Source organism: Rhodococcus sp. ARC_M12 (assembly GCF_022810385.1).
Classification (GTDB): domain Bacteria; phylum Actinomycetota; class Actinomycetes; order Mycobacteriales; family Mycobacteriaceae; genus Rhodococcoides; species Rhodococcoides navarretei.
On the sequence record NZ_JALGQI010000003.1, the window covers coordinates 151,103 to 173,420 of the forward strand.

Genomic DNA, 22,318 nt, shown 5'->3' on the forward strand with positions numbered 1-22,318 from the left:
GTCGGTCATGTGAATGAGCACAAAGCTTTACTCACCCTTGACCGACAAGTCCGGCTTTCGGCAGACCCCAGCGCCCCTGAATCGTTCCGCGGCCGATCGTTTGGCACTATTGCCCCTTGTGACCGATCCGATCGAACGCTCCGAACTGCTGTGGTGGCAGGACGCCGTCTTCTACCAGATCTACCCCAGGTCGTTCGCGGACTCCAACGGTGACGGCATCGGTGACCTCGACGGCATTCGAGACAAGCTCGGCTACCTCGAACTGTTGGGTATCGATGCGATCTGGATCGGGCCCATCACGCGCTCGCCCATGGCCGATCACGGGTACGACGTCTCCGATCCCCGCGACATCGACCCACTGTTCGGGAGCCTGGAGATCTTCGACGCACTGGTCGACGAAGCTCATGCGCGCGACATCAAGGTCACGATGGATCTGGTCCCCAATCACACCAGCATCGAGCACCCGTGGTTCAGGTCTGCCCTGACAGCGCCGCGCGGTGGTGCCGAGCGTGCCCGCTACATCTTTCGAGACGGGCGTGGGCACGACGGTTCGCAGCCGCCGAACAACTGGCCGAGCATCTTCGGCGGTCCGGCCTGGACCCGTGTCACCGAGCCCGACGGCTCACCGGGCCAGTGGTATCTGCACATCTTTGCGCCCGAGCAGCCGGATCTGAACTGGAACAATCCCGAGGTGTTCGACGACTTCGCCCGCACACTGCGATTCTGGCTCTCCCGCGGTATCGACGGCTTCCGACTCGACGTGGCGCACGGAATGGCCAAGCCGGCAGAGCTGGACGACATGAGCCTCGAACTGAACGCGTTGATGAAGAACGACGACGACGATCCTCGGTTCAACAACCCGCGGGTGCACAACCTCCATCGACGCATCAGAGCGGTGATGGACGAGTTCCCCGGAACGGTGACCGTCGGCGAGATCTGGGTGCAGGACAATGTTCGGTTCTCCGAGTACATCAGGCCCGACGAGCTGCACCTGGGCTTCAACTTCCGGCTGGCCAGTGTTGATTTCGATGCCGAGACCATCCGCGATGCCATCGCCAATTCACTCGCCGCGGTCGAACTCGTCGACGGGACGCCGACGTGGACGCTGTCGAACCACGACGTCGAACGTGAGGTCACCCGCTACGGCGGTGGGGACCTCGGGCGGGCGCGCTCCCGCGCGATGATCCTCGTCGAATTGGCGCTTCCTGGAACGATATTCGTGTACAACGGTGCCGAACTCGGGCTGCCCAACGTGCAGCTGCCCGAGAGCGCGTTGCAGGATCCGGTGTGGGAACGATCCGGGCACGCCGAGCGAGGCCGCGACGGCTGCCGCGTGCCGATGCCGTGGGAGGGCCACACCCCACCGTTCGGATTCTCGACCACCGATCGAACCTGGCTGCCGATGCCGCCGGAATGGGACGGCTGCACTGCCGAGGCGCAGCTGGAGGACGTCGATTCGATGCTGAGCCTGTACCGCACCGCCTTCGAGTTGCGGGCCCTGCGACCGGAATTCACCGGATCCGGGATCGATTGGTACGGAGCGCCTCCCGGCTGCCTGGCGTTTCGTCGACGCGGCGGCCTGATCTGCGCGTTGAACGCGTCGGACGAGGCGATCCCGCTACCTCCCGGCGAGCTACTGCTGGCCAGTGCTCCCCTGGTGGACGGCAGGCTTCCGGCACACGCGGCCGCCTGGCTGGTCTAACGCTCCACTGTCAGCGACAACTGCTGCCCCGCACGGCGAGCGAACACGGAGCCGTAGCGGGCGTCGAGGCGTAACCACACCTTCGAGGCCCGCACCCGCACCACCTCGTCGGCTGCGATCCGATCGGGGTCGACATCGATCGTCAACGGGTCGTTCCCGCTGTGTGGCACGAAACCCATTGCGGTCAGGGCGAACACTGTCCGCATGGAAATCGAGACGTCGTCGGCCTCACCCGTGACGTGCAGAACTTCCTGTTCGAGCAGCGAACTCGGCGGACCGTGACTGCTGCCGTGTTCCTTCGCCAGTGCCGCGCCGCGTTGCGCGAGACCCACGAGCACCCTGGCGGGCACATCGTCGATGTGGCCGAATCCTCCGTCGGGCGGTAGCGCGCCGCGCCAAGCGGAGTCCATCGAGAATCCCGGGTCGATCACACCGTCGGTTGCCTGCTCCACAGCTGCAGCCAGTACGTCGGCACCGGCGCTCGTGTCGTCCGGAACCACGGTGCCGGTGATGACTCGCGCAGCCAGAGCATCGAAACCGGTGATGGCCCAACAGGAGACACCGCCACCCGCTCGGGTCCGCATGCGGATCACCGCGGCCTCGTCCAAACGCAGCGCTCTGGCACAGAACGTCGCCAGGTTCTCTCGCTCGACCGCGTCGGGGACGGTCAATACGCGCTCATACACGCTGCCAGCTCACGAGAAATTCGCGCTCCTCAGGGGTGAGGCGGCGCAACCGCTGCGCATCGATATCGAACGCTGCAATCTGCGTCGACGCCACCACGGCCGCAGGCGTGTCCAGCGACGCACCTCGGGCCCGGACCTCGTATCCGACAACGAAGTCCACCGCCCGTACCGAGTCGATCCACATGAAGACGTCGAGGGGGCCGTCCTCGTGCCGCAGTTGGCCTCGATACTTGACGTGCAGATCCGCGATCACCGCTCCGTGGCGCAGGTTCGCCGTCGGCCTGCCGTCCACCAGCAGCCACGGGATGCGGGCCTCTTCGAGCAGGGTGACCATCCGGGCATGGTTGATGTGTTGATACACGTCCATGTCCGACCACCGCACATCCACGGTGGCGTGGAAGCCCACTCGCTCGGTTTCGGGTCGTTTGTCGGACAGATGGGCGTCGGGCACACTCACGCGGTCGTTCCCTCTTCTCTATCGAACGTCGTCGGTTTCGGCTCTTGCGATGTGGTGCCTGCAGTCAGGGCACCATGTTGCGGACCTGCCGAGCAGCGACCGACAGGGTCGCCAGGTCGAGGGTTCCCGACTCGGCGATCTCGGTCAACGCCGCCCGGGACCTCGCCAGCCGAGACGAGTTGGTCGACTCCCATTCCGCGATCTTCTCCGCCACCGACTCGTCCGGCTCACCGCCGGCCAGTACGGCCTGCGTGATTCCCCGCAACGACGAATACAGATCGTCACGAAGAGCCAAGCGCGCCAACGAATGCCAGCGGTCTCCGCGGGCCAGCTTGGACACCGCGGTGAGCAACCAGTCGATGCCGATGTGTGCGTCCAGGGCGAAGTAGAGCTCCGCGACCTCGGCCCCGTCCCGGTCGACGATGTCCGCGATATCGATGATGTCGAGCAGGCAGTACACATCGAGCAATCCGTAGATCCGACGAGCCAGCTCGGCCGGCGCGCCGCGTTCGATCGCCGCGGCCGACCGCGAGTCCAGGTCGCTGGCCTGATGCCCGGAGATCCACGTCGACACCGACGGCTGCAATGCACGCACCTGCCCGGCGTACCGACTGATCTCCGCGCCGACGGCCAGCGGCTGGGGACGGTTGGCGAGCAGCCAACGCGAGACGCGGTCGAGCATGCGGCGCGATTCGAGCAACAGTTCGGCCGAGACCGCAGTCGGCACGTCCGCGGCCCTGATCGAGTTCCACACCTCGTCGAGTCCGAAGATCTCGGTAGCGGCGGCGAACGCGCGGATGGCATCGGTGCCTGCTGCACCCGAATCCTCGGTCAATCGGTACGGGAACGTGATTCCGCCGCAGTCGATCGCCTCGTTGGCCAGGGTGGTGGCGACCAGTTGCCGCCGTAGTGGATGCGCGGTGATCGCATCGGCAAACGGCTCTCGCAGCGGCTCGGGGAAGTACTTGGGCAAACGTGGGGCGAAGACGTCACTGTCGGGCAGCTCACTGCCCAGCAGCTCGGCTTCCAACGCGAGCTTGACGTGCGCCATCATCGTGGCGAGTTCCGGCGAGGTCAGTCCTCGACCGTCCTGCTTCCGCCGTCGTAGATCCGCCTCGGTCGGCAGTGCTTCGAGCTCGCGGTCGAGGCCTCGGCGCACTTCCAGATCCTCGATCACCCGACTGTGCACGGTGACGAGGTTCGGAGCGTCGAACCTGGAGGTGCCCAGCAGCTCGTTCTGCATGATGTTGTCCCACAACACCAGTCGGCCCACCTCGTCGGTCATGGACGCGAGCAGCTCGTCCCGATCCTCGCGCGCCAGGTTGCCGTTGGTGATGGCCGTTTCCAACAGGATCTTGATGTTGACTTCGTGGTCGGAGCAATCGACACCCGCGGAGTTGTCGATGGCGTCGGTGTTGATCTTGCCCCCGGCCGCGGCGTATTCGATGCGGCCCAGTGCAGTGGCACCGAGGTTGCCGCCCTCCCCCACCACCGCAGCACGAACGTCGATCCCGTCGACCCGAACCGCGTCGTTCGCCTTGTCACCGACCTCGGCATTGGTCTCGGTGGACGCCTTGATGTAGGTACCGATTCCGCCGTTCCACAGCAGATCGGCCGGTGCCCTGAGGATCGCGTTCACCAGCTCCGGCGGGGACAGGGACTGGACCGAGTCGTCGAGACCGAGCGCGGCTCGTGCATTGGCACTGATCGGGACCGACTTGCGGGTTCGCTCCCACACTCCGCCGCCCGCACTGATGAGCGAGGTGTCGTAGTCCGCCCACGACGACCGCGGCAGTGCGAACAACCGTTCCCGCTCGGCGAACGAGGACTCACGCTCGGGGTCGGGATCGAGAAAGATGTGCCGGTGATCGAATGCGGCGAGCAGGCGAATGTGCCGGCTGAGCAACATGCCGTTGCCGAACACGTCACCGCTCATGTCGCCGACGCCGACGACGGTGAAATCCTGGCTCTGCGTGTCGATTCCGAGCTCACGGAAGTGGCGCTTGACGCTCTCCCACGCACCCTTGGCGGTGATGCCCATGGCTTTGTGGTCGTAGCCGGCCGACCCACCCGAGGCGAAGGCGTCGCCCAGCCAGAAGCCGTACTGCGCAGCCACGTCGTTGGCCATGTCGGAGAACGTCGCGGTGCCCTTGTCCGCAGCCACGACGAGATAGGTGTCGTCTCCGTCGCGGCGGACGACGCCGGCGGGCACCGTCACCGTTCCGGTGGCACGGTCGAGGTTGTCGGTGATGTCGAGCAGCCCGGCGATGAACAGTCGGTAGCAGGCCTTGCCTTCCTCGGCATGGGCCTGCCGATCTCGGTCGGCGTCACCGGTCACGACAGGTGGCCGCTTGACGACGAATCCACCCTTGGCTCCGACCGGCACGATGACGGCATTCTTGACCATCTGGGCTTTGGCGAGTCCGAAAATCTCGGTGCGGAAGTCCTCACGACGATCGGACCAGCGCAGTCCGCCGCGGGCCACGTCCCCGAACCGAAGGTGCACACCTTCGACGCGGGGCGAGTACACGAAGATCTCGAATTTCGGCTTCGGCTTGGGCAATTCGGCGATCGACTGCGGATCGAATTTGAGCGAGAGGTACTCACGATGTTCGCCGTCGACACCCACCACGAAGTAGTTGGTTCGCAGGGTTGCACGGATCAGCTCGAACATGCTGCGCAGGATTCGGTCGGCGTCGAGGCTGACGACTTCGTCGATCAAGTCCCCCAACTGGGTGCCGATCGACTGCGCGTTCTCCTCCGAGCTGGCAGCGGGATCGAACTGCGCCTCGAAGAGGCCGACGAGCAGTCGCGCGGTGCGCGGATGCGTCAGCAGAACACCTTCGATGTTGAACTGACTGTAGGGAAAACCGGCCTGGCGCAGATACTTCGCGTAGGCGCGCAACACCACTGCCTGCCGCCAGTGCAGGCCGGAGCGCATGACCAGCTCGTTGAACCGGTCCGCCTCGGCCTCGCCGCTCCAGACGGCCGCGAACGCGTCGGTGAACCGGTGCTGCACGCGGCTCTCGCGATCGGCGGTGCCTGCCTCGGACAGCTCCGCGTCGATGTCACCGTCGATTGCCGAGCGCAGCATCTCACGGGAGGCAGAGAGCCCGAAATCGTATATCCAGCAAGACATTCCGTCCGGCCGCACCACCGGGTACGGCCGTTCGTCGTCGACCTCGACGCCGAGGCTCTGCAGGATCGGCAGCACCTGCGACAGCGAGACACCCGCGCCGCCGATGTACAGCGAGAACCGCCAGCTGCCCACGGCGGACTGCTCGTTGCGGTAGAGCTGCATGTCGATCGACTCGTCGCCGAGCCCTTCGAGGCGAGCGATGTCGGTGACGGCCCGAGCCGGACTGAAGTCCTGCTTGTAGGCCTCGGGGAACGCCTCGGTGTAGCGCTGAATACGCAGCGGGTCGACGGTGCGGTCGAGCGAGACGGCGTCGCCGAGGGAGTCCTCCCAGGTTCGCGTGGTCTCGGTCAGAGCCGCCTCGATCCGAGTGATGTCCTCTGCCGTCAGTTCCGTCGAGGCTGTTCCCGGCGTGCGTCGGACGGTCACGTGCAGCAACGCCAGATCCGATTCCGTGACCCGCGCCGTGTAATCGAGTGAGGTACCGCCGAGTTCGCGGAGCAGCCGATCCTGAATGGCGAGGCGAACGCGGGTGGTGTAGCGATCTCGCGGCAGGTACACCAGTGCGGAGACGAACGAGCCGCTCGCATCGGGACGGACGAACAGCTTGACCTTGCGCCGACGGCCCAGTGCCAGAACAGCACTCGCGGTCTCGAACAGCCAGGCCGCCGAGGTGGCGAACAGTTCCGAGCGCGGCATCGACTGCAGCACTTCGAGCATGGCCTGACCCGAGAAGGATCCGAGATCGTGGCCGGCCCGGGCGATCACCGATCGCACTCGACGCTCGATCACCGGAATGTCGAGCACGTTCTCGTGCAGCGCCGTCACGGTGAACACCCCGACGAAGCGGTGTTCGGCGGAATTCTCGGCGTCGAGCACACTCACGAAGTACGGGTAGACGGCGCGGTGCACCGTGGCCGGACTCGCTCCCTGTGTCAGGGCGACCAGATCTCGCCGACCGATCGGTTCCGAGCCGTGCACGTCGTGCGCCGCGTCCCGCAAGACACCGAGGCTGCTCGACTCCTCGCCGGTGGCCGTCCGTGCGGCGTCGACGCCGTCGATCCGGTACCGGCGGTACCCCAGCAGCGTGTAGTGACCATCGCCGAGCCAGCGCAGCAGGGCGGCCGCATCGCGATGCTCGACGGCGATGTCGGATTCCGCATCACCCGCCCGCTGAGCCGCACCGTCGAGGAGATCGGCCACTTCTGCCTGAACTCGGCGCATGCGATCGGTGTCGCCGACCACCTGCCGCACGTCGGCCAGTACCCGGCTCGTCTCCGTCTGCAGGCGTGCGACGGCGTCCTCGGATGTGGAGGAATGAAGCTGAACGTGAATCCAGGACTCGCGTGCTCCATCGGCGATCAGGCCGGTCAGTTCGCCGTCGGCGTCGCGAGCAACCGACAGGATGGGATGCACCACGTCGGTGTATTCGATGCCGAGTCGGGAGAGCAGCGAGATGATCGACTCGACGAGGAGCGGCATGTCGTCGGTGACGATCTGCAGGTAGCTGCCGGCCGCCCGATCGGCCGTCGAACCGGATTCGCTCGGTCGGTGAACCTCTACGTTCGCAGTCCCCGGCCGGCGCTGCGCGGCCAACAGCACGTGCCGGCGAAAGGATGTGGTGCCGGGAGAGTGTGCGGACGCCCCGACGGCGGCGGTGTCCACGTGCTCGAAGTACTCGGCTTGCAGGGATGTCAGCTCGGCCAGGAGTCGGTCGTCGAGCCCGTCGGCCCAATCGTTGTCGGGCAGGTCCAGCGAGCGTGACATGGTGTTCGAGTACTCCCTCGTGAGGATTTTCCCGACGGCCGTCGATCGCCGGTCGTCGATGACTACTCGACCTTAGTGTCGAACGCCCTGTTACCGCAGTGACCTCGCGGACCCAGCGCGTCAGATTCGGTCGAATGCGTCATTCGACGTGGAGGTACTCGCCGAGGAGGCCGCGCTCGTGCTCGTCCAGTGGACGAGACGTCGAGGTAGCGAGATCGAACGCGACCATCAGTGCCTCGGCCTCGGCGCAGACCGTCCCGTCCCGGTCCGTCACCACGTGCCGGACGCCGTACGAGGTGGTCCCGACACGGGTGATCCACAGCTCGATCGACAGTGGACCCGAGTCGTCGAGGATCGGATGCAGGAAATCCGTGGTCAACTTGCGCACCACTGTTGCACCACGCACACCGGCTCCGCCGGAGCCAGATGGTCGTTCCGCAGGCTCCACTCCCGGCCCCCCGAAGACCGCGTTCAGGAACTGAACGCGGCCTTCCTGGAGGTACTCGACGAAGCGAGTGTTGTTGACGTGGCCGAGACGGTCGGAATCTCCCCACCGCACCTGGAGTGTGCAGGTGAAGGTTTTCGTCGACACGTCAGTCCCTGGTCAGCTTTCGGTGCGTGACGCGATGCGGACGGGCCGCGTCGGGTCCGAGGCGTTCGACCTTGTTGGCCTCGTAGCCCTCGAAGTTGCCCTCGTACCAGTACCACGCGGCCTCGTTGTCGCCGAAGCCACCTTCCCACGCGAGAATGTGCGTGCAGGTGCGGTCCAGGAACCAGCGATCGTGCGAGATGACCACGGCGCAACCGGGGAATTCCTCCAGCGCGTTCTCCAGCGATCCGAGCGTTTCGACGTCGAGGTCGTTGGTCGGTTCGTCGAGCAGGATCAGGTTGCCGCCCTGCTTGAGTGTCATCGCCAGGTTCAGGCGGTTCCGCTCACCACCGGAGAGGACCCCGGCAGGCTTCTGCTGATCGTGGCCCTTGAACCCGAACGAGCTGATGTACGCGCGGGACGGGAACTCGGAGCTGCCGACGGTGATGAAGTCGAGCCCGTCGGAGACCGTTTCCCACACCGTCTTCTTCGAGTCGATGCCCGAGCGGTTCTGGTCGACGTAGCTGAGCTTGACCGTCTGACCGATCTTGACCTCGCCGCCGTCCGGCTCCTCGAGGCCGACGATGGTCTTGAACAGCGTCGTCTTACCGACGCCGTTGGGACCGATGACGCCGACGATGCCGTTGCGGGGCAACGTGAACGAGAGATCCTTGATCAGCACGCGGCCGTCGAAGCCCTTGTCCAGGCTCTTGACCTCCACCACGACGTCGCCGAGCCGCGGTGGGTTCGGGATCTGGATCTCGTCGAAATCGAGCTTCCTGGTCTTCTCCGCCTCGGCCACCATCTCGTCGTAGCGAGCCAGACGAGACTTGCTCTTGGCCTGACGCGCCTTGGCACCGGAACGAACCCAGGCGAGCTCGTCCTTGAGGCGCTTCTGCAGCTTCTGGTCCTTCTTGCCCGAGACCTCGAGACGCTCGGCCTTCTTCTCCAAGTACGTGGAGTAGTTGCCCTCGTACGGGTACAGGTGTCCGCGGTCGACCTCGGCGATCCACTGTGCGACATGGTCGAGGAAGTACCGGTCGTGAGTGACGGCGAGAATCGCGCCCGCGTATGCGGCCAGGTGCTGCTCGAGCCAGAGCACACTCTCGGCGTCGAGGTGGTTGGTCGGCTCGTCGAGGAGCAGCAGGTCCGGCTTGCTCAGCAGCAGTTTGCACAGCGCCACACGACGCTTCTCACCACCGGAGAGGTTGGTGACGGGCGACTCGGGCGGCGGGCAGCGCAATGCGTCCATCGCCTGTTCGAGTTGGGAGTCGATCTCCCAGGCATCGGCGTGGTCGAGCTTTTCCTGCAGCTCGCCCATTTCTTCCATCAGCTCGTCGGAGTAGTCGGTGGCCATCAACTCGGCGATCTCGTTGTACCGCTTGAGCTGGACCATCGTCTCGCCGAGGCCGTCCTCGACGTTCTCACGAACGGTCTTGGTGTCGTCGAGGACCGGTTCCTGCATGAGGATGCCGACCGAGGCACCGGGAGCGAGGAACGCCTCACCGTTTCCGGGCTGATCGATTCCCGCCATGATCTTGAGGATGCTGGACTTACCGGCGCCGTTGGGGCCGACGACGCCGATCTTCGCTCCCGGATAGAAGCTCATCGTCACGTCGTCGAGGATGACTTTGTCGCCGTGCGCCTTGCGCACCTTCTTCATGGTGTAAATGAATTCAGCCATGATGCCCAGCTTATCGGTGCGAGCGGGTCGCCGGCACCACCGCCCGCGCGCGCAGCCGCCGTCCACACCCGATCGCAGGTTCCGATGCAGCGCGGACGGCGGCTACCGGCAGCGCGTCAGGCCGGGACGCTCTCGCGCACGTCGTCGTCGATGCGCTCGTGGTCCTGATCCCCGTCGACAGGTTCGGTCGCTCCCGGGTCGCCGTCCGTCACGGCGTCGACGGCCACCGTTTTCGTCCGATGGATCGAGACGTTGCACCGCGCGAGATCCGGTCCGACGGCGCTGGCCCGCATCTCGAGATCGGCGCGTTCGATTCCGTCACGGTTGGTGTACTCGTTGGTCCGCAGCTGTCCGTAGGCGATGATCGGGTCGCCCTTCATCAGCGACGCTCCGACACCGCGCACCAGGCGACGCCAGCACGTGACCGTGAGGTAGAGAGTTCCGCCGTCGGTCCACTCGCCGGTATTGCGATCCTGCCGTCGGGCGTTGCTGGCCATCCGGAAGCTGAGGACCTCGTCGCCGGTGGGTGTGGAGCGCTTGACGGGATTGGTGATGACCGTTCCGACAACTGCGCACTGTGCTTCGTACATGGTGACTTCCCCTCGTTCGGTGTCGCGTGATTGCGATCGAGATCGACACTGCTACGGAGAGGACGTCCGTGGTGAACGAGTTCGCAAAATGTGGACAAGCGTCCGGCCTGTGGATGAACGGCCCGAACATGGGCCCGTGCGACCCGAGAATGTCGGGAAGGTGTGCTAGTCGGGATTCTCGGCGTACATGTGGCCGTCGAGCACGGGTATCACGCGACCCGAGGTGAGCGAAGCGACCAGCGCTGCAGTCGAATCGGCGTCGGTCACCGCGACCGTCAGTACCGCGCACGCCCCGTACGAGGTGCCCACCACGAGAACTCCGTGCCCGCGCAATTCCGATTCCACCCGACCGACCTCCGCGTGGTCGAGTTCGAGCGTCATGATCTCGCGTCGCTCACGGGTCAGGAACGTCGCTCCGGACACTGCCTCGGTCACCGCGCCGCTGTAGGCACGGGCCAGTCCCCCGGTGCCCAGCTTGGTTCCACCGAAGTACCTGCTGACGACCGCAACGACGTTGGTCAGGTGATGCCCGCGCAGCACGTCGAGCATCGGTGTGCCTGCCGTGCCACTCGGTTCACCGTCGTCGTTGGAGCGTTCGATGCGCTGCTCTTTCGGGTCGGCCGCCGCAGAATCCACTATGAACGCCGAACAGTGATGTCCGGCAGCAGGATCGGCCTTGCGGGCTGCGGCGATCACAGCCCGCGCCTCCGCCTCGGTGGCCGCGCGATCGACGACGGCGACGAACCTGGACTTCTTGACGTCGGTCTCGCACTCGACGCGGCCGGCGATGGTGCGCAGTGGGGTCACCCGGTCACTCTCATACGGCCACACTGTCCACGATATCGTCTGCGGCCCGGACCAATTGGGCGTACATGCCGTCGCTCTCCAGCAGAGACTCGTGGCTCCCGACCTCGCGAACGACGCCGTGGTCGAGTACTGCGATGCGGTCCGCGGAGCGCACCGTGGACAGTCGATGCGCGATCAGGATCGTCGTCCGCCCTGCCATCAGTCCGTCGAGCGCGGTCTGCACTGCGCGTTCGGTGCGATTGTCGAGGGCGCTGGTCGCTTCGTCGAGCACCAGAATCGGCGGGTTGCGCAGCACGGTTCGGGCGATGGCGATGCGCTGCTTCTCACCGCCCGAGAAGCGGTACCCGCGTTCGCCGACCATGGTGTCGTAGCCGTCGTCGAGTCCGTCGATGAAGTCGTGGATCTGTGCCGTGCGGGCTGCCGCGACAATCTCCTCGTCGGTGGCGTCGGGTTTGGCGAATCGCAGGTTCTCTCGAATGGTGGCGTGGAACAGGTACGTCTCCTGGGAGACGACGCCGACCAGGTCGGCGACGGTATCCGACGCCATCTCTCGCAGGTCGATTCCGTCGATGGTGACCGATCCGGCCGTCGGATCATGCAGCCGCGCAACGAGATAGCCCAGCGTCGTCTTACCTGAGCCGGTTGCGCCGACGAGAGCCAGCGTGCTCCCCGCCGGGACTTCGAGGTCGATGCCGCACAGCGTCGGGACCGTTGCTGCGGTGTAGGTGAAATCCACGGCACGGAAGGCGACGTCTCCACGGACGGACTCGCGGGGCAGCGCCACCGGGTGAGTGGGCTCGGCCACGTCGATCGGCAGATCGAGGTACTCGAACACTCGGCCGAACAGGGCGAGCGAGGCCTGCACCTCGACGCCGGTGTTGAGCAATTGCATCGTGGGCCGGAACAATTGGGTCTGCAGAGCGGTGAACGCGACGAGAGTTCCGATCGTCAGCGCGCTCCCCTGCCCGATGGTGATACCGGCGAACCAGTACACCAGGGCAGGCATGACGGCGAAGCTGATCTGGATCGTGGCCATGCGCCACTTTCCGGCCATCATCGCCGCGAGTTCGACGCCGGCGACCTCGTGGGATCGGTCGGCGAACTTGTCGGTCAGTGCCTGGGCGGAACCGGTGGTCTTGCCCAGCAGAATGCCACTGACCGAGAGCGATTCCTCGATCTGCACCGACAGGTCGCTGAGCAACTTCTGTCGCTTGATGGAGATCTTGCGGCGCTCGTCGCCGATGCGGCGGGCGACACGTACGAAGACCGGCAGGATGATCAACGAGAACGTGGCGAGCTTCCAGTCGAGCAGGAAGAGAGCGACCACCGTTGCGGCGACGGTCGTCGCGTTCTGCGCGATGGACGTCGCGGTGTTGGTGACCACCGATTGCATGCCGCCGATGTCGTTGGCGATGCGTGATTGAACCTCACCGGTGCGGGTGCGTGCGAAGAATCCGAGGGATTGGCGTTGCAGGTGCGAGTAGACCTGGACGCGTAGACCGTGCATGAGTCGTTGACCGACGCCATTGGACATCCAGGTCTGTACGACGCCGAGAGTGTTGGTGGCGACTGCGACTGCGATCATGCCGAGTGCGATGAGGCTGACGAGTGTGACGTCGCGGTCGGGTATCGCATGATCGAGGAGTTCGCGGAGAAGCAAGGGGGACGCGAGCGCGATGATCGCGCTGGCCACAATGATCGCGCTGACAATGGCGATCCTGCGCCGATACGGCGTGAACAGAGCCAGGACTCGGGGCACGGGTGCCGGATCGGCCGCGAGGAGAGAACGTTCGGGTCGGCTTTCCAAGTAGACCTCCGGTGATTGCTGACGTTATATGCAGAGGCTACCTCACTATGAGGTAACGAGCAAGCGTGGCTATGATCCCTTGCATGGAAACCGGACACTCGCCGAACCTGAGCGAGCAGTTCATGGCCGTCGCCCGGCAGATCCGGCGCAGCCACATGACTGCGTTGGAACCGTTCGGCCTCAATCCGTCGCAGAGCCGAGCCCTGCACGTGTTGGCGCGCGAGCCCGAGTCCGTACGACTACGCGATCTCGCCGAGCATCTGCGCATCGTCGCGCGATCTGCCACCGACATCGTCGACTCCCTCGAGGCGGCACACCTGGTGACGCGGCAGCAGGACCCGAGCGATCGGCGCGCCGTCCTGGTGGAGCTGACCGACACCGGCCGTGCACTGTTGGACAGAATCGACGACGCGCGCCGTCAGGTGTCCTCGGAGATGTTCGACGGCCTCGAGCCGGCGGAACGCGTCGAGCTCAACCGACTGCTGAGCAAGATCGTCGAGACCGACTGAACCGAAAGCCGATTACTGCTCGCCGGTCCGATCGCGTCGAGCCAGCTCGGCGAACATCGCATTGTGCGCGGCCAAGTCGGCGTCGTGATCACGCTCGGCGGCGCGGTCACCACGCCTGGCATCCCGATCGTCGCTGCGAGACCACTGGATCAGCAGCGCCAGCATGACGAGCACCAACGGAATCTCGCCGGTGGCCCAGGCGATACCGCCGCCGAGTTTCTGGTCTCCGAGCAGATCGGAGTTCCAGTCCAGCCCGAGCGTCCGGTAGAACCAGGCACCCATGACGGTGTTCATGCTCATCAGGGCCACGCCGAAGAAGGCATGGAACGGCAGCGAACCGAATACGACGGCGAGCTTGGTGACGGGAGCGATCTTGCGCGGGGACGGATCGACGCCGATGACGGTCCAGTAGAACAGGTAGCCGCTGAGCACGAAGTGCAGGTTCATCAGCAGGTGCGCGCCGTGACTGTCCAGAACCGCTCCGAAGATCCCGCCGAGGTACAGCACATAGAATCCGCCGACGAAGATCAGCGAGGCCACGAGGGGATGTGTCAGGAACTGCGAGATTCGGCTGTGCAGTCCGATCAACAGCCATTCGCGCATTCCGGGCACGCCGTCCTTACCCGCGGCGGGCAGTACCCGCAGTGCCAGCGTCAGCGCCCCACCGAGAGCGAGAAGGACGGGTGCCAGCATCGACAGCATCATGTGCCCGGTCATGTGCACGCTGAACACGGCGGTGGAGTAACGCCCGATTCCCGAGGATGTGCTGATCAGCAGGGTGAGGCAGCCGAGGACCCAGGCGACGGTGCGGCCCACCGGCCACGCGTCGCCACGGAGCCGCAGGCGGCGGACGCCGATCAGATACACCACGGCCAAGACGATCGCGGCGGTACCGAAGATCAGATCGAAGCGCCAGTCCAATGCCATCCGCGCAAACGTCGGCGGGCCGCTCAGGTTGTACCCGAGTGCCGCCTCCGTGGTCGTGAGGTTGGGGTCGATCTCGGCCGGCGGAGGTGTGCGGCCGAGCCCGACGGCCAGGCCGATGGTCGCCGCCAGGACCAGTACTTCGGCACCGGCGAACCGGAGCAGCGGCCCGCGGGCCGAAGGATCGGCGATCAGGGCAGGGAGTGCGCGGCGACGCTGCATCCAGCCGAAACCGCCAAGCACGATCAACGCAACGATCTTCGCGACTACGAGCAGGCCGTAGGTGGTGGAGAACAGGTCGGCGAGCGAAACCCGGACCAGGGCGTTGATGACGCCGCTGATGCCCATCACCACGAAACAGATGCCGGCGATGGTGGAGAATCGGCGAGCCGCGACATCCGCGTGCGCGCCGTGCCTACGAACGTGTGCCAGCAGTGCGAACAGTCCGCCCGCCCACAGTGACGCGGCCCCGAGGTGCAGGATCAAGCTGTTGGTGGCGACGTCGTGCGATCCGCCCGCCGAGGAGTGTCCGCTCAGTGCGATCGGCAGCAGCGTCGCCAGGGAGAGGCCGAGCAGTGCGGGCGTCCACGCCCACCGCAACACCGTGCGCGACGCGATGGCGAGCACAACGGCCATGATGGCCGTCCACCGCCATGCGCTGGCGATCTCCACCTGGTCGAGCGCGATCCAGAGATTCGCGGGCTTGATGGCTTCCGCGAACGGCTGCCCCGAGGTGTCGGACAGCGTCAGCGGTACGAGGAGCAGCGCGCAGACGGCCCAGACGATCGAGGCGACCGAGCCGGTTCGCACGGCGCGGTAGCCGTCGACGTCGAGCACGCCGTTCTTCTGCGGCGGCACGAGGAACGCAGCGAGCAGAAACGATCCGATGGCGATGACGGCAGCGATCTCGCCGATCGCCCGCAGAGCAGGCAGACCGTAGGTGGTGGCCGGGCCCGGATCCGGAATCCCCAACAACACCAGCGCGTCGGAGGCCGAGAGCATCACGATGAGGGCGGCGACCACGCCGGCGATAACGCCTGCGGTGACGAATACCGTCGTCGTGGCCGAACGCGGATCCCCGTCTGTCGAACCATCGTCCGTCCGGACATCGTCCGCCCGGAGTTCGGCGGTCGAGGGTTGGGTCTTCTCGAGATCCGGTGTTGCCATACCACCAGAGTAAGAGGTTCTCGGCGGTACTCGAAACGCGAGTCCTACACAGCGTCGTACTTGCCCGCACGTTCGGCCTCGGCGGCGTCGTGGTGGATACGACCGTGGCGAGCACGCAGCGGTTCGCCGGTACCGCCCCAGCGGTGGGCGATGATCTCCGCTGCGATCGATACCGCCGTCTCCTGAGGCGTCCGAGCACCGAGGTCGAGCCCGATCGGACTCGCCAGCCGAGTGAGTTCGCTCTCCGTCAGCCCCGCCGCTCGCAATCGAGCTGTGCGGTCGTCGTGGGTGCGGCGTGATCCCATCGCCCCGACGAACGCCAGGTTCGGAATGCGCAACGCCACCTCGAGCAGTGGCACGTCGAATTTCGGGTCGTGCGTCAGTACACACACGACGGTGCGTTCGTCCACCTCCCCCGCCTCGAACTGCTCGGACAGATAGTCGTGCGGCCACGCGACCACGACCTCCTCGGCGGCGGGAAAACGCTGCGGGGTGGCGAAGACGGCACGCGCATCGCAGACGGTGACGCGGTAGCCGAGAAAGGCACCCTGCTGCGCGACCGCGGCAGCGAAATCGATGGCTCCGAACACGAGCATCCGCGGCGGCGGAGCGTGGCTCGAGACGAACACGTCCATCCCCTCGCCCCGACGCTGCCCGTCCGGTCCGTAGGTCAGCACGGCCGAACGACCTGATGCAAGAAGCCCTTTCGCGTCGTCGGCGACGGCATCGTCGGCACGCGCGCTGCCGAGCGAGCCCCGGACACCCGTTTCTCCGACGAGAATTCTTCGGCCGAGCCGTTCCGGATCGGCGTGCGCGACCACCGTCGCCACCGCCACGGGCACGTTGCCGCGAACGTCCGCGACGAGAGCACCCAATTCGGGAAACGTGCGCCGAGAGATCCCCTGCACGAATACGTCCAGGGTTCCGCCGCAGGTGAGCCCGACGGCAAAGGCATCGTCGTCGGATATCCCGTATCGAGTGAGTACCGGCGCACCGGACACCAGCACGTCCTGCGCGAGTTCGTAGACCGCACCCTCCACACAGCCGCCCGAGACCGAGCCGGACACGGCACCGTCCGAACCGACGACCATCGACGCGCCGACGGGACGCGGCGCGGAGTCGAACGTGCGGATCACCGTGGCAACCGCAGCCACGTCGCCGGACTGCCAGACGTGCAGTACGTCGTCCAGGATGTCGTGCATCGAACCTCCTTCGGCCCAGGTCGCAGCGATTCCGAGAACGCGGGCTCTTCTCAGAATGCCAGCTCAACCCATGCCTGCATCGACGGCACCGGCGTAAAGGTACACTCGTCAACCGTGCTCGAGCGGGTCCGCCCGCACGCGCCAGCCTCCGTAGCTCAGGGGATAGAGCAAGGGCCTTCTAATCCCTTGGTCGCAGGTTCGAATCCTGCCGGGGGCACCCTTTGACCAGCACAAACGCAAGACGCTTCGGCCCACTGTGGTTGACTTCGGGTAACGAAGGGTCATACGTGCAACAGCTCACTCTCGGAGTCCTCTCACGTTCACGCAAGCCGAATGAGCGTCGACTTCCGATTCATCCACTTCATCTCGATCGCATCGACGCCGACATCCGAGCCCGCATGTTTCTCGAATCCGGCTACGGAGAGCCGTTCGGCATCTCCGACGAGCATTTGGCCGCGCAGGTGGCAGGAATTCGCACCCGTTCCGAACTCATCGCCCGATGCGATGTGATTCTGCTGCCGAAACCGCAGGCCGAGGATCTCGCCGCACTGCGTCCCGGGCAGACACTGTGGGGTTGGCCGCACTGCGTCCAGGACCGGGCTCTCACCCAGATCGCCGTCGAACGCAAGCTGACACTGATCGCCTTCGAGGCCATGAATCACTGGACGCCCGACGGCTGGTTCAATCTCCATGTGTTCCACAAGAACAACGAACTGGCCGGCTACTGCTCGGTGCTGCACGCCCTGCAATTGATCGGATCCACCGGCGACTACGGTCGCAGATTGCGTGCGGCGGTCATCGGCTTCGGGGCCACGGCCCGCGGCGCGGTCACGGCACTGAACGCGCACGGAATCCACGACGTCGATGTCTTGACGCAACGTGGCGTGACGGCCGTGAGTTCGCCCATTCACTCGGCCAACATCGTGAATTTCGATCTCGACGACGCCGATCCCAGGCAGAGCCGAGCTCTGACGCCCGAGGGACGCGTACCTCTGTCACAGTTCCTCGCTGATCACGACGTGATCGTCAATTGTGTTCTGCAGGACACCAATGCGCCGCTGACATTCCTGACGAATCAGGATCTGCCCACTCTCGCACCGGGCACACTCGTGGTCGACGTCTCCTGCGACGAGGGAATGGGCTTCGAATGGGCCAGGCCCACCTCGTTCACCGATCCCATGTTCACCGTCGGTGACAACATCAAGTACTACGCCGTCGACCACAGCCCGTCCTATCTGTGGAACTCGGCCACCTGGGAGATCAGCGAATCGTTGCTGCCGTATCTGCGAACGGTCCTCGACGGACCGACGGCCTGGAGCAGTGACGCCACCATCGAGCGATCGATCGAGATCAGGAACGGCGTCATCGTGAACCCCAATATCCTTGCGTTCCAACACCGCAGTGCGGAGTACCCGCACACAGCAGCATGACCGAGAACGCAGCATCGAGCATCGCATGGACCGAGGACGGTAGCGACCGAACATCGCGCTGGCAGTCGGAGAACGGCGCTCCCCCGCCCCGTGTGGTGCGGATCGTGAACGATTCGACGACGGCGGATGTGGCGTACAAGATGGCCACGATCGGTGAGGCCCTGCTCTGGCGTGGTGATTACAACAATGCGCGCCAACTGTTGTCGGCGATGACCCGACGGGTACCGGCCGCCAAACACATCCCGGACGCGACGCCGGCCGAGCGGTTCCATCTGCACCGCCAGCACCAAGCGCGACGCGCGCGAGTGCTGGGAATGCTTCTGGTGGAACTCGATTCGGACGTCCGCCTCGGCCTGGGCCGGGCACCGGACGTCAAGGCGGCCGTCACCGAGGCGCTCGGACCGGACGCCGCGCCGTGCGTGCTTTCGCTTCGCGAGCTGCTCGGCATGGTCGGTGCACACGAATGGCGACGCACGGGCGTCATCGTGCCGGCGCTCGACGCCTCGATCCACCCGCACTACGGAGTCTTCTCCCCCGTCCGGGGCGAATATGTTCGACTCGTCGCCGACGCACCACTACCGGTCACGGACCGAGCGTTCGACATCGGCACCGGCTCGGGCGTGCTGGCTGCAGTACTCGCCCGCCGCGGTGTGGCCTCGGTGGTCGCCACCGACAAGGATCCACGGTCGGTCGCGTGCGCACGTGCCAACATCGAGGCCCTCGGGTATGCCGATCGGGTCGAGGTGGTGCAGGCCGACATCTTCCCGCCCGGACGCGCGGGACTGATCGTGTGCAATCCGCCGTGGATCCCCACGAAACCGACGTCGGGCATCGAGCACGCGGTCTACGACCCCGGCTCACGAATGCTCAAGTCCTTCCTCAGCCGACTCCGCGGGCATCTGGCACCGAACGGTGAGGCATGGCTGGTGGTCTCCGACCTCGCCGAGCTGCTCGAATTGGTCACTCGCGCAGATCTTCTCACTGCCATCGACGCTGCGGGCCTGGCCGTCGTCGGCCGCACCGACACCACACCGACGCATTCGCGCGTCACCGACAGCACCGATGTGCTGCACGAGGCACGCTCACGCGAAACCACGTCGTTGTGGCGGCTACGCGCGCGCTGACCGCGGGTAACACACACGACAGCGCCGCCCGAGCGATGCTCGGGCGGCGCTGTGTGGATCCGATGCTGCAGGTCGATCGGGTACTGCTCTACCGTTCGCGGGTCTCGAACTCTCCGTTGATCACGGTTCCCAGCGGTGCGTCACGCTCCGCCTTCTTCGCCGCCTCACGCATCTCGATGCCGTCGGTGATCAGGTCACCGATCTCACGAGTGACATCGCGAACGGCTCCGGCGATGATCACCACTATCCGGCCGACGTGCTCCGCGGCAGATTCGGTGAATTCCTGCACCGTGTCCTTGTTGCGCTCGAACTTTCCTACCAACAGGACCGCCCCCTTCGAAGTCGTCACGCTGCGCTGGTCTTCTTACGCTCGACGATAACACCGGCCGGAGCCGCCGATCCCGTGAGCGAGTTGGGCAGCGCGAGCTTGAAGATCTTGCCCCACACGGTGCCGATCTGGTGGAAGAAGCCGCCCGTGTTGTAGGGCAGGTCGTACTTCTCGCACAGGGCCTTGACCTCGGGCGCGATCTGCGGGTAACGATGCGCAGGCAGATCGGGGAACAGGTGGTGCTCGATCTGGTGCGAGAGGTTGCCCGACATGATGTGGAAAAGCGGGGTGCCCTCGATGTTGGCCGATCCCAGCATCTGACGCACGTACCACTCGCCGCGGGTCTCCTCGGCGGTCTCTTCTTGGCTGAAGGTCTGGACTCCGGTCGGGAAGTGGCCACAGAAGATGATCGAGTAGGTCCACACGTTGCGGATGAGGTTCGCCGCAACGTTGCCGACCACGGTGGAGACGAAGAACGGGCCGGTCAGCGCCGGGAAGATCACGTAGTCCTTGAGCGCCTGCTTGCCCGCCTTGCGCCACATACCCTGCAGCAGCGGCTTGACGTCGTGCCACTTGCGCTTACCTTGAACTATGTTCTCGGTCTCGAGGTCGTGCAGCATGACGCCCCACTCGAAGAACGTCATCAGCAGGAAGGCGTAGACCGGGTTGCCGAGGTAGTACGGGTTCCACTTCTGGTCCTGGTCCATGCGCAGAATGCCGTAGCCGATGTCGCGGTCCATGCCGACGATGTTGGTGAAGGTGTGGTGCATGTAGTTGTGCGAGTGCTTCCACTGATCTGCCGGGCAGACGGTGTCCCACTCGAACACCTCGGAGTTGAGGCCTGGCTCACGCATCCAGTCGTACTGGCCGTGCATGACGTTGTGGCCGATCTCCATGTTGTCGAGGATCTTCGCCACGCCGAGAGCACCGACACCGGCCAGCCACGCCGGCGGGAGGAACGGCAGGTACATCAACGCGCGTCCGGTGATCTCGAGGCCGCGCTGGGCCTTGATGATCTTGTAGATGTACTCGCGGTCCTCGTCGCCGAGCTTGGCGACGGTGCGGGCACGCAGGTCGTCGAGTTCGCGGCCGAGTTCTTCGACCTGCTCGAAGGTCAGCACTGTCGGCTCGTCCGGCACGGTCTCGTTGCGACGGAAGGGCAGGACGGTGGTGGGCAGGATCGAGAGAATCGTTCCGAGCATCTGATCATCTCCAATTCGATCGGGTCGAGATGGGTCTGGGGCTATCGGTGTTCGCGGAAGGATCTAGATGTCGATGTCGACGTCGCCGACTGCGACGGACACGCAGAGCTGGATCTTCTTGTCGGATTCGGTGTCGGTCTCACCGGTCTTGATGTTCTTGGTGCAGCCGGACTTCTTCACCGAGGTGCAGGTGAAGCAGATACCCATTCGGCAGCCGTTGGCCGGGGAGAGTCCCGCTGCCTCGGCCTGCTCTAGCAGCGTCTCGCCGTCGTTCTCCGAGGACACATCGCTGCCCGAGAACGTGGTGGTTCCGGTGACGTCGTCGCTGACGGTGGCGAACGAGGGCGTGAATTCCTCGAGGTGCAGCCGCTCGCCCAGGCCTGCGTCGTCGAAGAAGGACGTCACGCCCTTCATCAGTCCGGGAGGTCCGCACAGGAAGGTGTCGGCCTCGGCGAACCACGGGGCAACCGCATCGAGATGTTCCTGGCCGAAGAACCCGTACAGGTCGCCGCCGGTCTTCTGCTCCGTGTAGGCGAAGACGATGTTCACGTTCTCGTGCTCGGCGGCGATCTTCTCGAGATCCTTCTTGTACGCCACGTCGTTCTCGGTGAACGCGTAGTGCAGGAAGGTCAGGTCGCTGCTGTACCCCTCGTCCAGCAGCGACCTGAGCATGGACAGCACCGGCGTGATGCCGCTGCCACCGCTGATCAGCAACGTCTTTGCCGGGCGTGGTCGGGGAAGCTCGAACGTACCGTCGGCCTGCGAAAGGCTCACCACCAGTCCGACGTGTGCGTTCTTGTGCAGGTACTGCGACACCAATCCCTCGGGATGCGCCTTGATCGTCAGTTCGATCCGGCCGTCGTTGCGGTACTGCGAACAGGCCGGCGAGTAGCAGCGGGTGTGGCGAACGCCGTCGATGACGACTCCGACCTGAACGAATTGCCCGGCCTCGAAGCCCTTCCACTGGCGCGTGGGACGGATGGTGAGGGTCAACGAGTCTTCGGTGGACCGGTGTATCTCGGTCACTTCGCCGCGCAGGTCTCGAACGGTCGTCATGGGGTCGACGAGTTCGAGGTAGCGATCCAGCGCATGGGGTGTGGCCATGGCCTCGAACAGGGAAAGAAGCGAGAACTTGCGCGAACCCGAGGTCCGCGACGACCGTTCTTGAAGCGTCATTCCATCCTCCCTAACCGGATCGAAACCTACG

The 22,318-nt window shown here is 65.2% G+C and carries 17 protein-coding genes and 1 tRNA gene; 5 read left to right on the plus strand and 13 right to left on the minus strand.

Annotation, left to right across the window (positions count from 1 at the left end):
- Positions 1-13: 13 nt before the first annotated feature.
- Entirely contained in the window at positions 14-1,702 is a 1,689-nt protein-coding gene (locus MTX35_RS06005; protein WP_374230245.1) for a glycoside hydrolase family 13 protein, read from the plus strand.
- Here the strand turns inward: MTX35_RS06005 and MTX35_RS06010 are convergent.
- From MTX35_RS06010 to MTX35_RS06045, 8 genes are all read right to left on the minus strand, one after another.
- Positions 1,699-2,388: a hypothetical protein gene (locus MTX35_RS06010; protein ID WP_243594090.1), complete on the minus strand. Its 690-nt coding sequence runs from the start codon at positions 2,386-2,388 to the stop codon at positions 1,699-1,701. The two genes, MTX35_RS06005 and MTX35_RS06010, sit on opposite strands and share 4 nt — an antisense overlap.
- Entirely contained in the window at positions 2,381-2,845 is a 465-nt protein-coding gene (locus MTX35_RS06015) for a thioesterase family protein (protein ID WP_308198106.1), read from the minus strand. The genes MTX35_RS06010 and MTX35_RS06015 overlap by 8 nt, the downstream gene beginning before the upstream one ends.
- Positions 2,846-2,909: 64 nt before the next feature.
- Positions 2,910-7,748 (minus strand): NAD-glutamate dehydrogenase, encoded by a 4,839-nt coding sequence (locus tag MTX35_RS06020; RefSeq protein WP_243594091.1) that lies wholly within the window; start codon positions 7,746-7,748, stop codon positions 2,910-2,912.
- 139 nt (positions 7,749-7,887) lie between these two features.
- Complete coding sequence (locus tag MTX35_RS06025) at positions 7,888-8,340, minus strand: thioesterase family protein (RefSeq protein ID WP_243594092.1); 453 nt, start codon at positions 8,338-8,340, stop codon at positions 7,888-7,890.
- A gap of 1 nt (position 8,341) precedes the next feature.
- Positions 8,342-10,021, minus strand: coding sequence for an energy-dependent translational throttle protein EttA (ettA, locus tag MTX35_RS06030; protein WP_032402531.1), 1,680 nt, complete (start codon positions 10,019-10,021; stop codon positions 8,342-8,344).
- Positions 10,022-10,137: 116 nt separating this feature from the next.
- The gene (locus MTX35_RS06035; protein ID WP_243594093.1) at positions 10,138-10,611 is read right to left on the minus strand and encodes a single-stranded DNA-binding protein; all 474 of its coding nucleotides are present in this window, start codon (positions 10,609-10,611) and stop codon (positions 10,138-10,140) included.
- 165 nt (positions 10,612-10,776) lie between these two features.
- Positions 10,777-11,418: a YigZ family protein gene (locus MTX35_RS06040; protein WP_243594094.1), complete on the minus strand. Its 642-nt coding sequence runs from the start codon at positions 11,416-11,418 to the stop codon at positions 10,777-10,779.
- 10 nt (positions 11,419-11,428) lie between these two features.
- On the minus strand, positions 11,429-13,225 hold the full coding sequence (locus tag MTX35_RS06045) for an ABC transporter ATP-binding protein (RefSeq protein ID WP_243594095.1): 1,797 nt from the start codon (positions 13,223-13,225) through the stop codon (positions 11,429-11,431).
- Positions 13,226-13,308: 83 nt separating this feature from the next.
- On the opposite strand from MTX35_RS06045, the gene MTX35_RS06050 reads away from it, so the two are divergent.
- Positions 13,309-13,734, plus strand: a complete 426-nt coding sequence (locus MTX35_RS06050) for a MarR family winged helix-turn-helix transcriptional regulator (RefSeq protein ID WP_243594096.1) — start codon at positions 13,309-13,311, stop codon at positions 13,732-13,734.
- A 12-nt stretch (positions 13,735-13,746) separates the two neighbouring features.
- Here MTX35_RS06050 and MTX35_RS06055 read toward each other — a convergent pair whose 3' ends face one another.
- Entirely contained in the window at positions 13,747-15,825 is a 2,079-nt protein-coding gene (locus MTX35_RS06055; RefSeq protein WP_243594097.1) for a cytochrome c oxidase assembly protein, read from the minus strand.
- A 44-nt stretch (positions 15,826-15,869) separates the two neighbouring features.
- Complete coding sequence (locus tag MTX35_RS06060) at positions 15,870-17,027, minus strand: XdhC family protein (RefSeq protein ID WP_243594098.1); 1,158 nt, start codon at positions 17,025-17,027, stop codon at positions 15,870-15,872.
- A gap of 144 nt (positions 17,028-17,171) precedes the next feature.
- Between MTX35_RS06060 and MTX35_RS06065 the strand changes: the two genes are divergently transcribed.
- From MTX35_RS06065 to MTX35_RS06075, 3 genes are all read left to right on the plus strand, one after another.
- Positions 17,172-17,244, plus strand: a tRNA-Arg gene (locus tag MTX35_RS06065).
- A gap of 70 nt (positions 17,245-17,314) precedes the next feature.
- The gene (locus MTX35_RS06070) at positions 17,315-18,457 is read left to right on the plus strand and encodes a N(5)-(carboxyethyl)ornithine synthase (RefSeq protein WP_243594099.1); all 1,143 of its coding nucleotides are present in this window, start codon (positions 17,315-17,317) and stop codon (positions 18,455-18,457) included.
- Positions 18,454-19,581: a class I SAM-dependent methyltransferase gene (locus tag MTX35_RS06075; RefSeq protein WP_243594100.1), complete on the plus strand. Its 1,128-nt coding sequence runs from the start codon at positions 18,454-18,456 to the stop codon at positions 19,579-19,581. The genes MTX35_RS06070 and MTX35_RS06075 overlap by 4 nt, the downstream gene beginning before the upstream one ends.
- An 88-nt stretch (positions 19,582-19,669) precedes the next feature.
- Here MTX35_RS06075 and MTX35_RS06080 read toward each other — a convergent pair whose 3' ends face one another.
- The 3 genes from MTX35_RS06080 to MTX35_RS06090 form a co-directional block, all read right to left on the minus strand.
- A complete protein-coding gene (locus MTX35_RS06080; protein WP_094612967.1) occupies positions 19,670-19,903 on the minus strand; it encodes a hypothetical protein in 234 nt (77 codons plus the stop codon).
- Positions 19,904-19,926: 23 nt separating this feature from the next.
- Positions 19,927-21,111 (minus strand): acyl-CoA desaturase, encoded by a 1,185-nt coding sequence (locus MTX35_RS06085; RefSeq protein WP_243594101.1) that lies wholly within the window; start codon positions 21,109-21,111, stop codon positions 19,927-19,929.
- Between the two features lie 63 nt (positions 21,112-21,174).
- Entirely contained in the window at positions 21,175-22,287 is a 1,113-nt protein-coding gene (locus MTX35_RS06090; protein WP_243594102.1) for a ferredoxin reductase, read from the minus strand.
- Positions 22,288-22,318: the final 31 nt, after the last annotated feature.

What these genes read in the sequence shown, in the direction of transcription:
- MTX35_RS06005 (WP_374230245.1), top strand. Translation starts at nt 14, where the DNA reads ATGAGCACAAAGCTTTACTCACCCTTGACCGACAAGTCCGGCTTTCGG.
- MTX35_RS06075 (WP_243594100.1), top strand. Translation starts at nt 18,454, where the DNA reads ATGACCGAGAACGCAGCATCGAGCATCGCATGGACCGAGGACGGTAGC.
- MTX35_RS06060 (WP_243594098.1), bottom strand. Translation starts at nt 17,027, where the DNA reads ATGCACGACATCCTGGACGACGTACTGCACGTCTGGCAGTCCGGCGAC.
- MTX35_RS06085 (WP_243594101.1), bottom strand. Translation starts at nt 21,111, where the DNA reads ATGCTCGGAACGATTCTCTCGATCCTGCCCACCACCGTCCTGCCCTTC.
- MTX35_RS06055 (WP_243594097.1), bottom strand. Translation starts at nt 15,825, where the DNA reads ATGGCAACACCGGATCTCGAGAAGACCCAACCCTCGACCGCCGAACTC.
- MTX35_RS06050 (WP_243594096.1), top strand. Translation starts at nt 13,309, where the DNA reads ATGGAAACCGGACACTCGCCGAACCTGAGCGAGCAGTTCATGGCCGTC.
- MTX35_RS06020 (WP_243594091.1), bottom strand. Translation starts at nt 7,748, where the DNA reads ATGTCACGCTCGCTGGACCTGCCCGACAACGATTGGGCCGACGGGCTC.
- ettA (WP_032402531.1), bottom strand. Translation starts at nt 10,021, where the DNA reads ATGGCTGAATTCATTTACACCATGAAGAAGGTGCGCAAGGCGCACGGC.
- MTX35_RS06090 (WP_243594102.1), bottom strand. Translation starts at nt 22,287, where the DNA reads ATGACGCTTCAAGAACGGTCGTCGCGGACCTCGGGTTCGCGCAAGTTC.
- MTX35_RS06035 (WP_243594093.1), bottom strand. Translation starts at nt 10,611, where the DNA reads ATGTACGAAGCACAGTGCGCAGTTGTCGGAACGGTCATCACCAATCCC.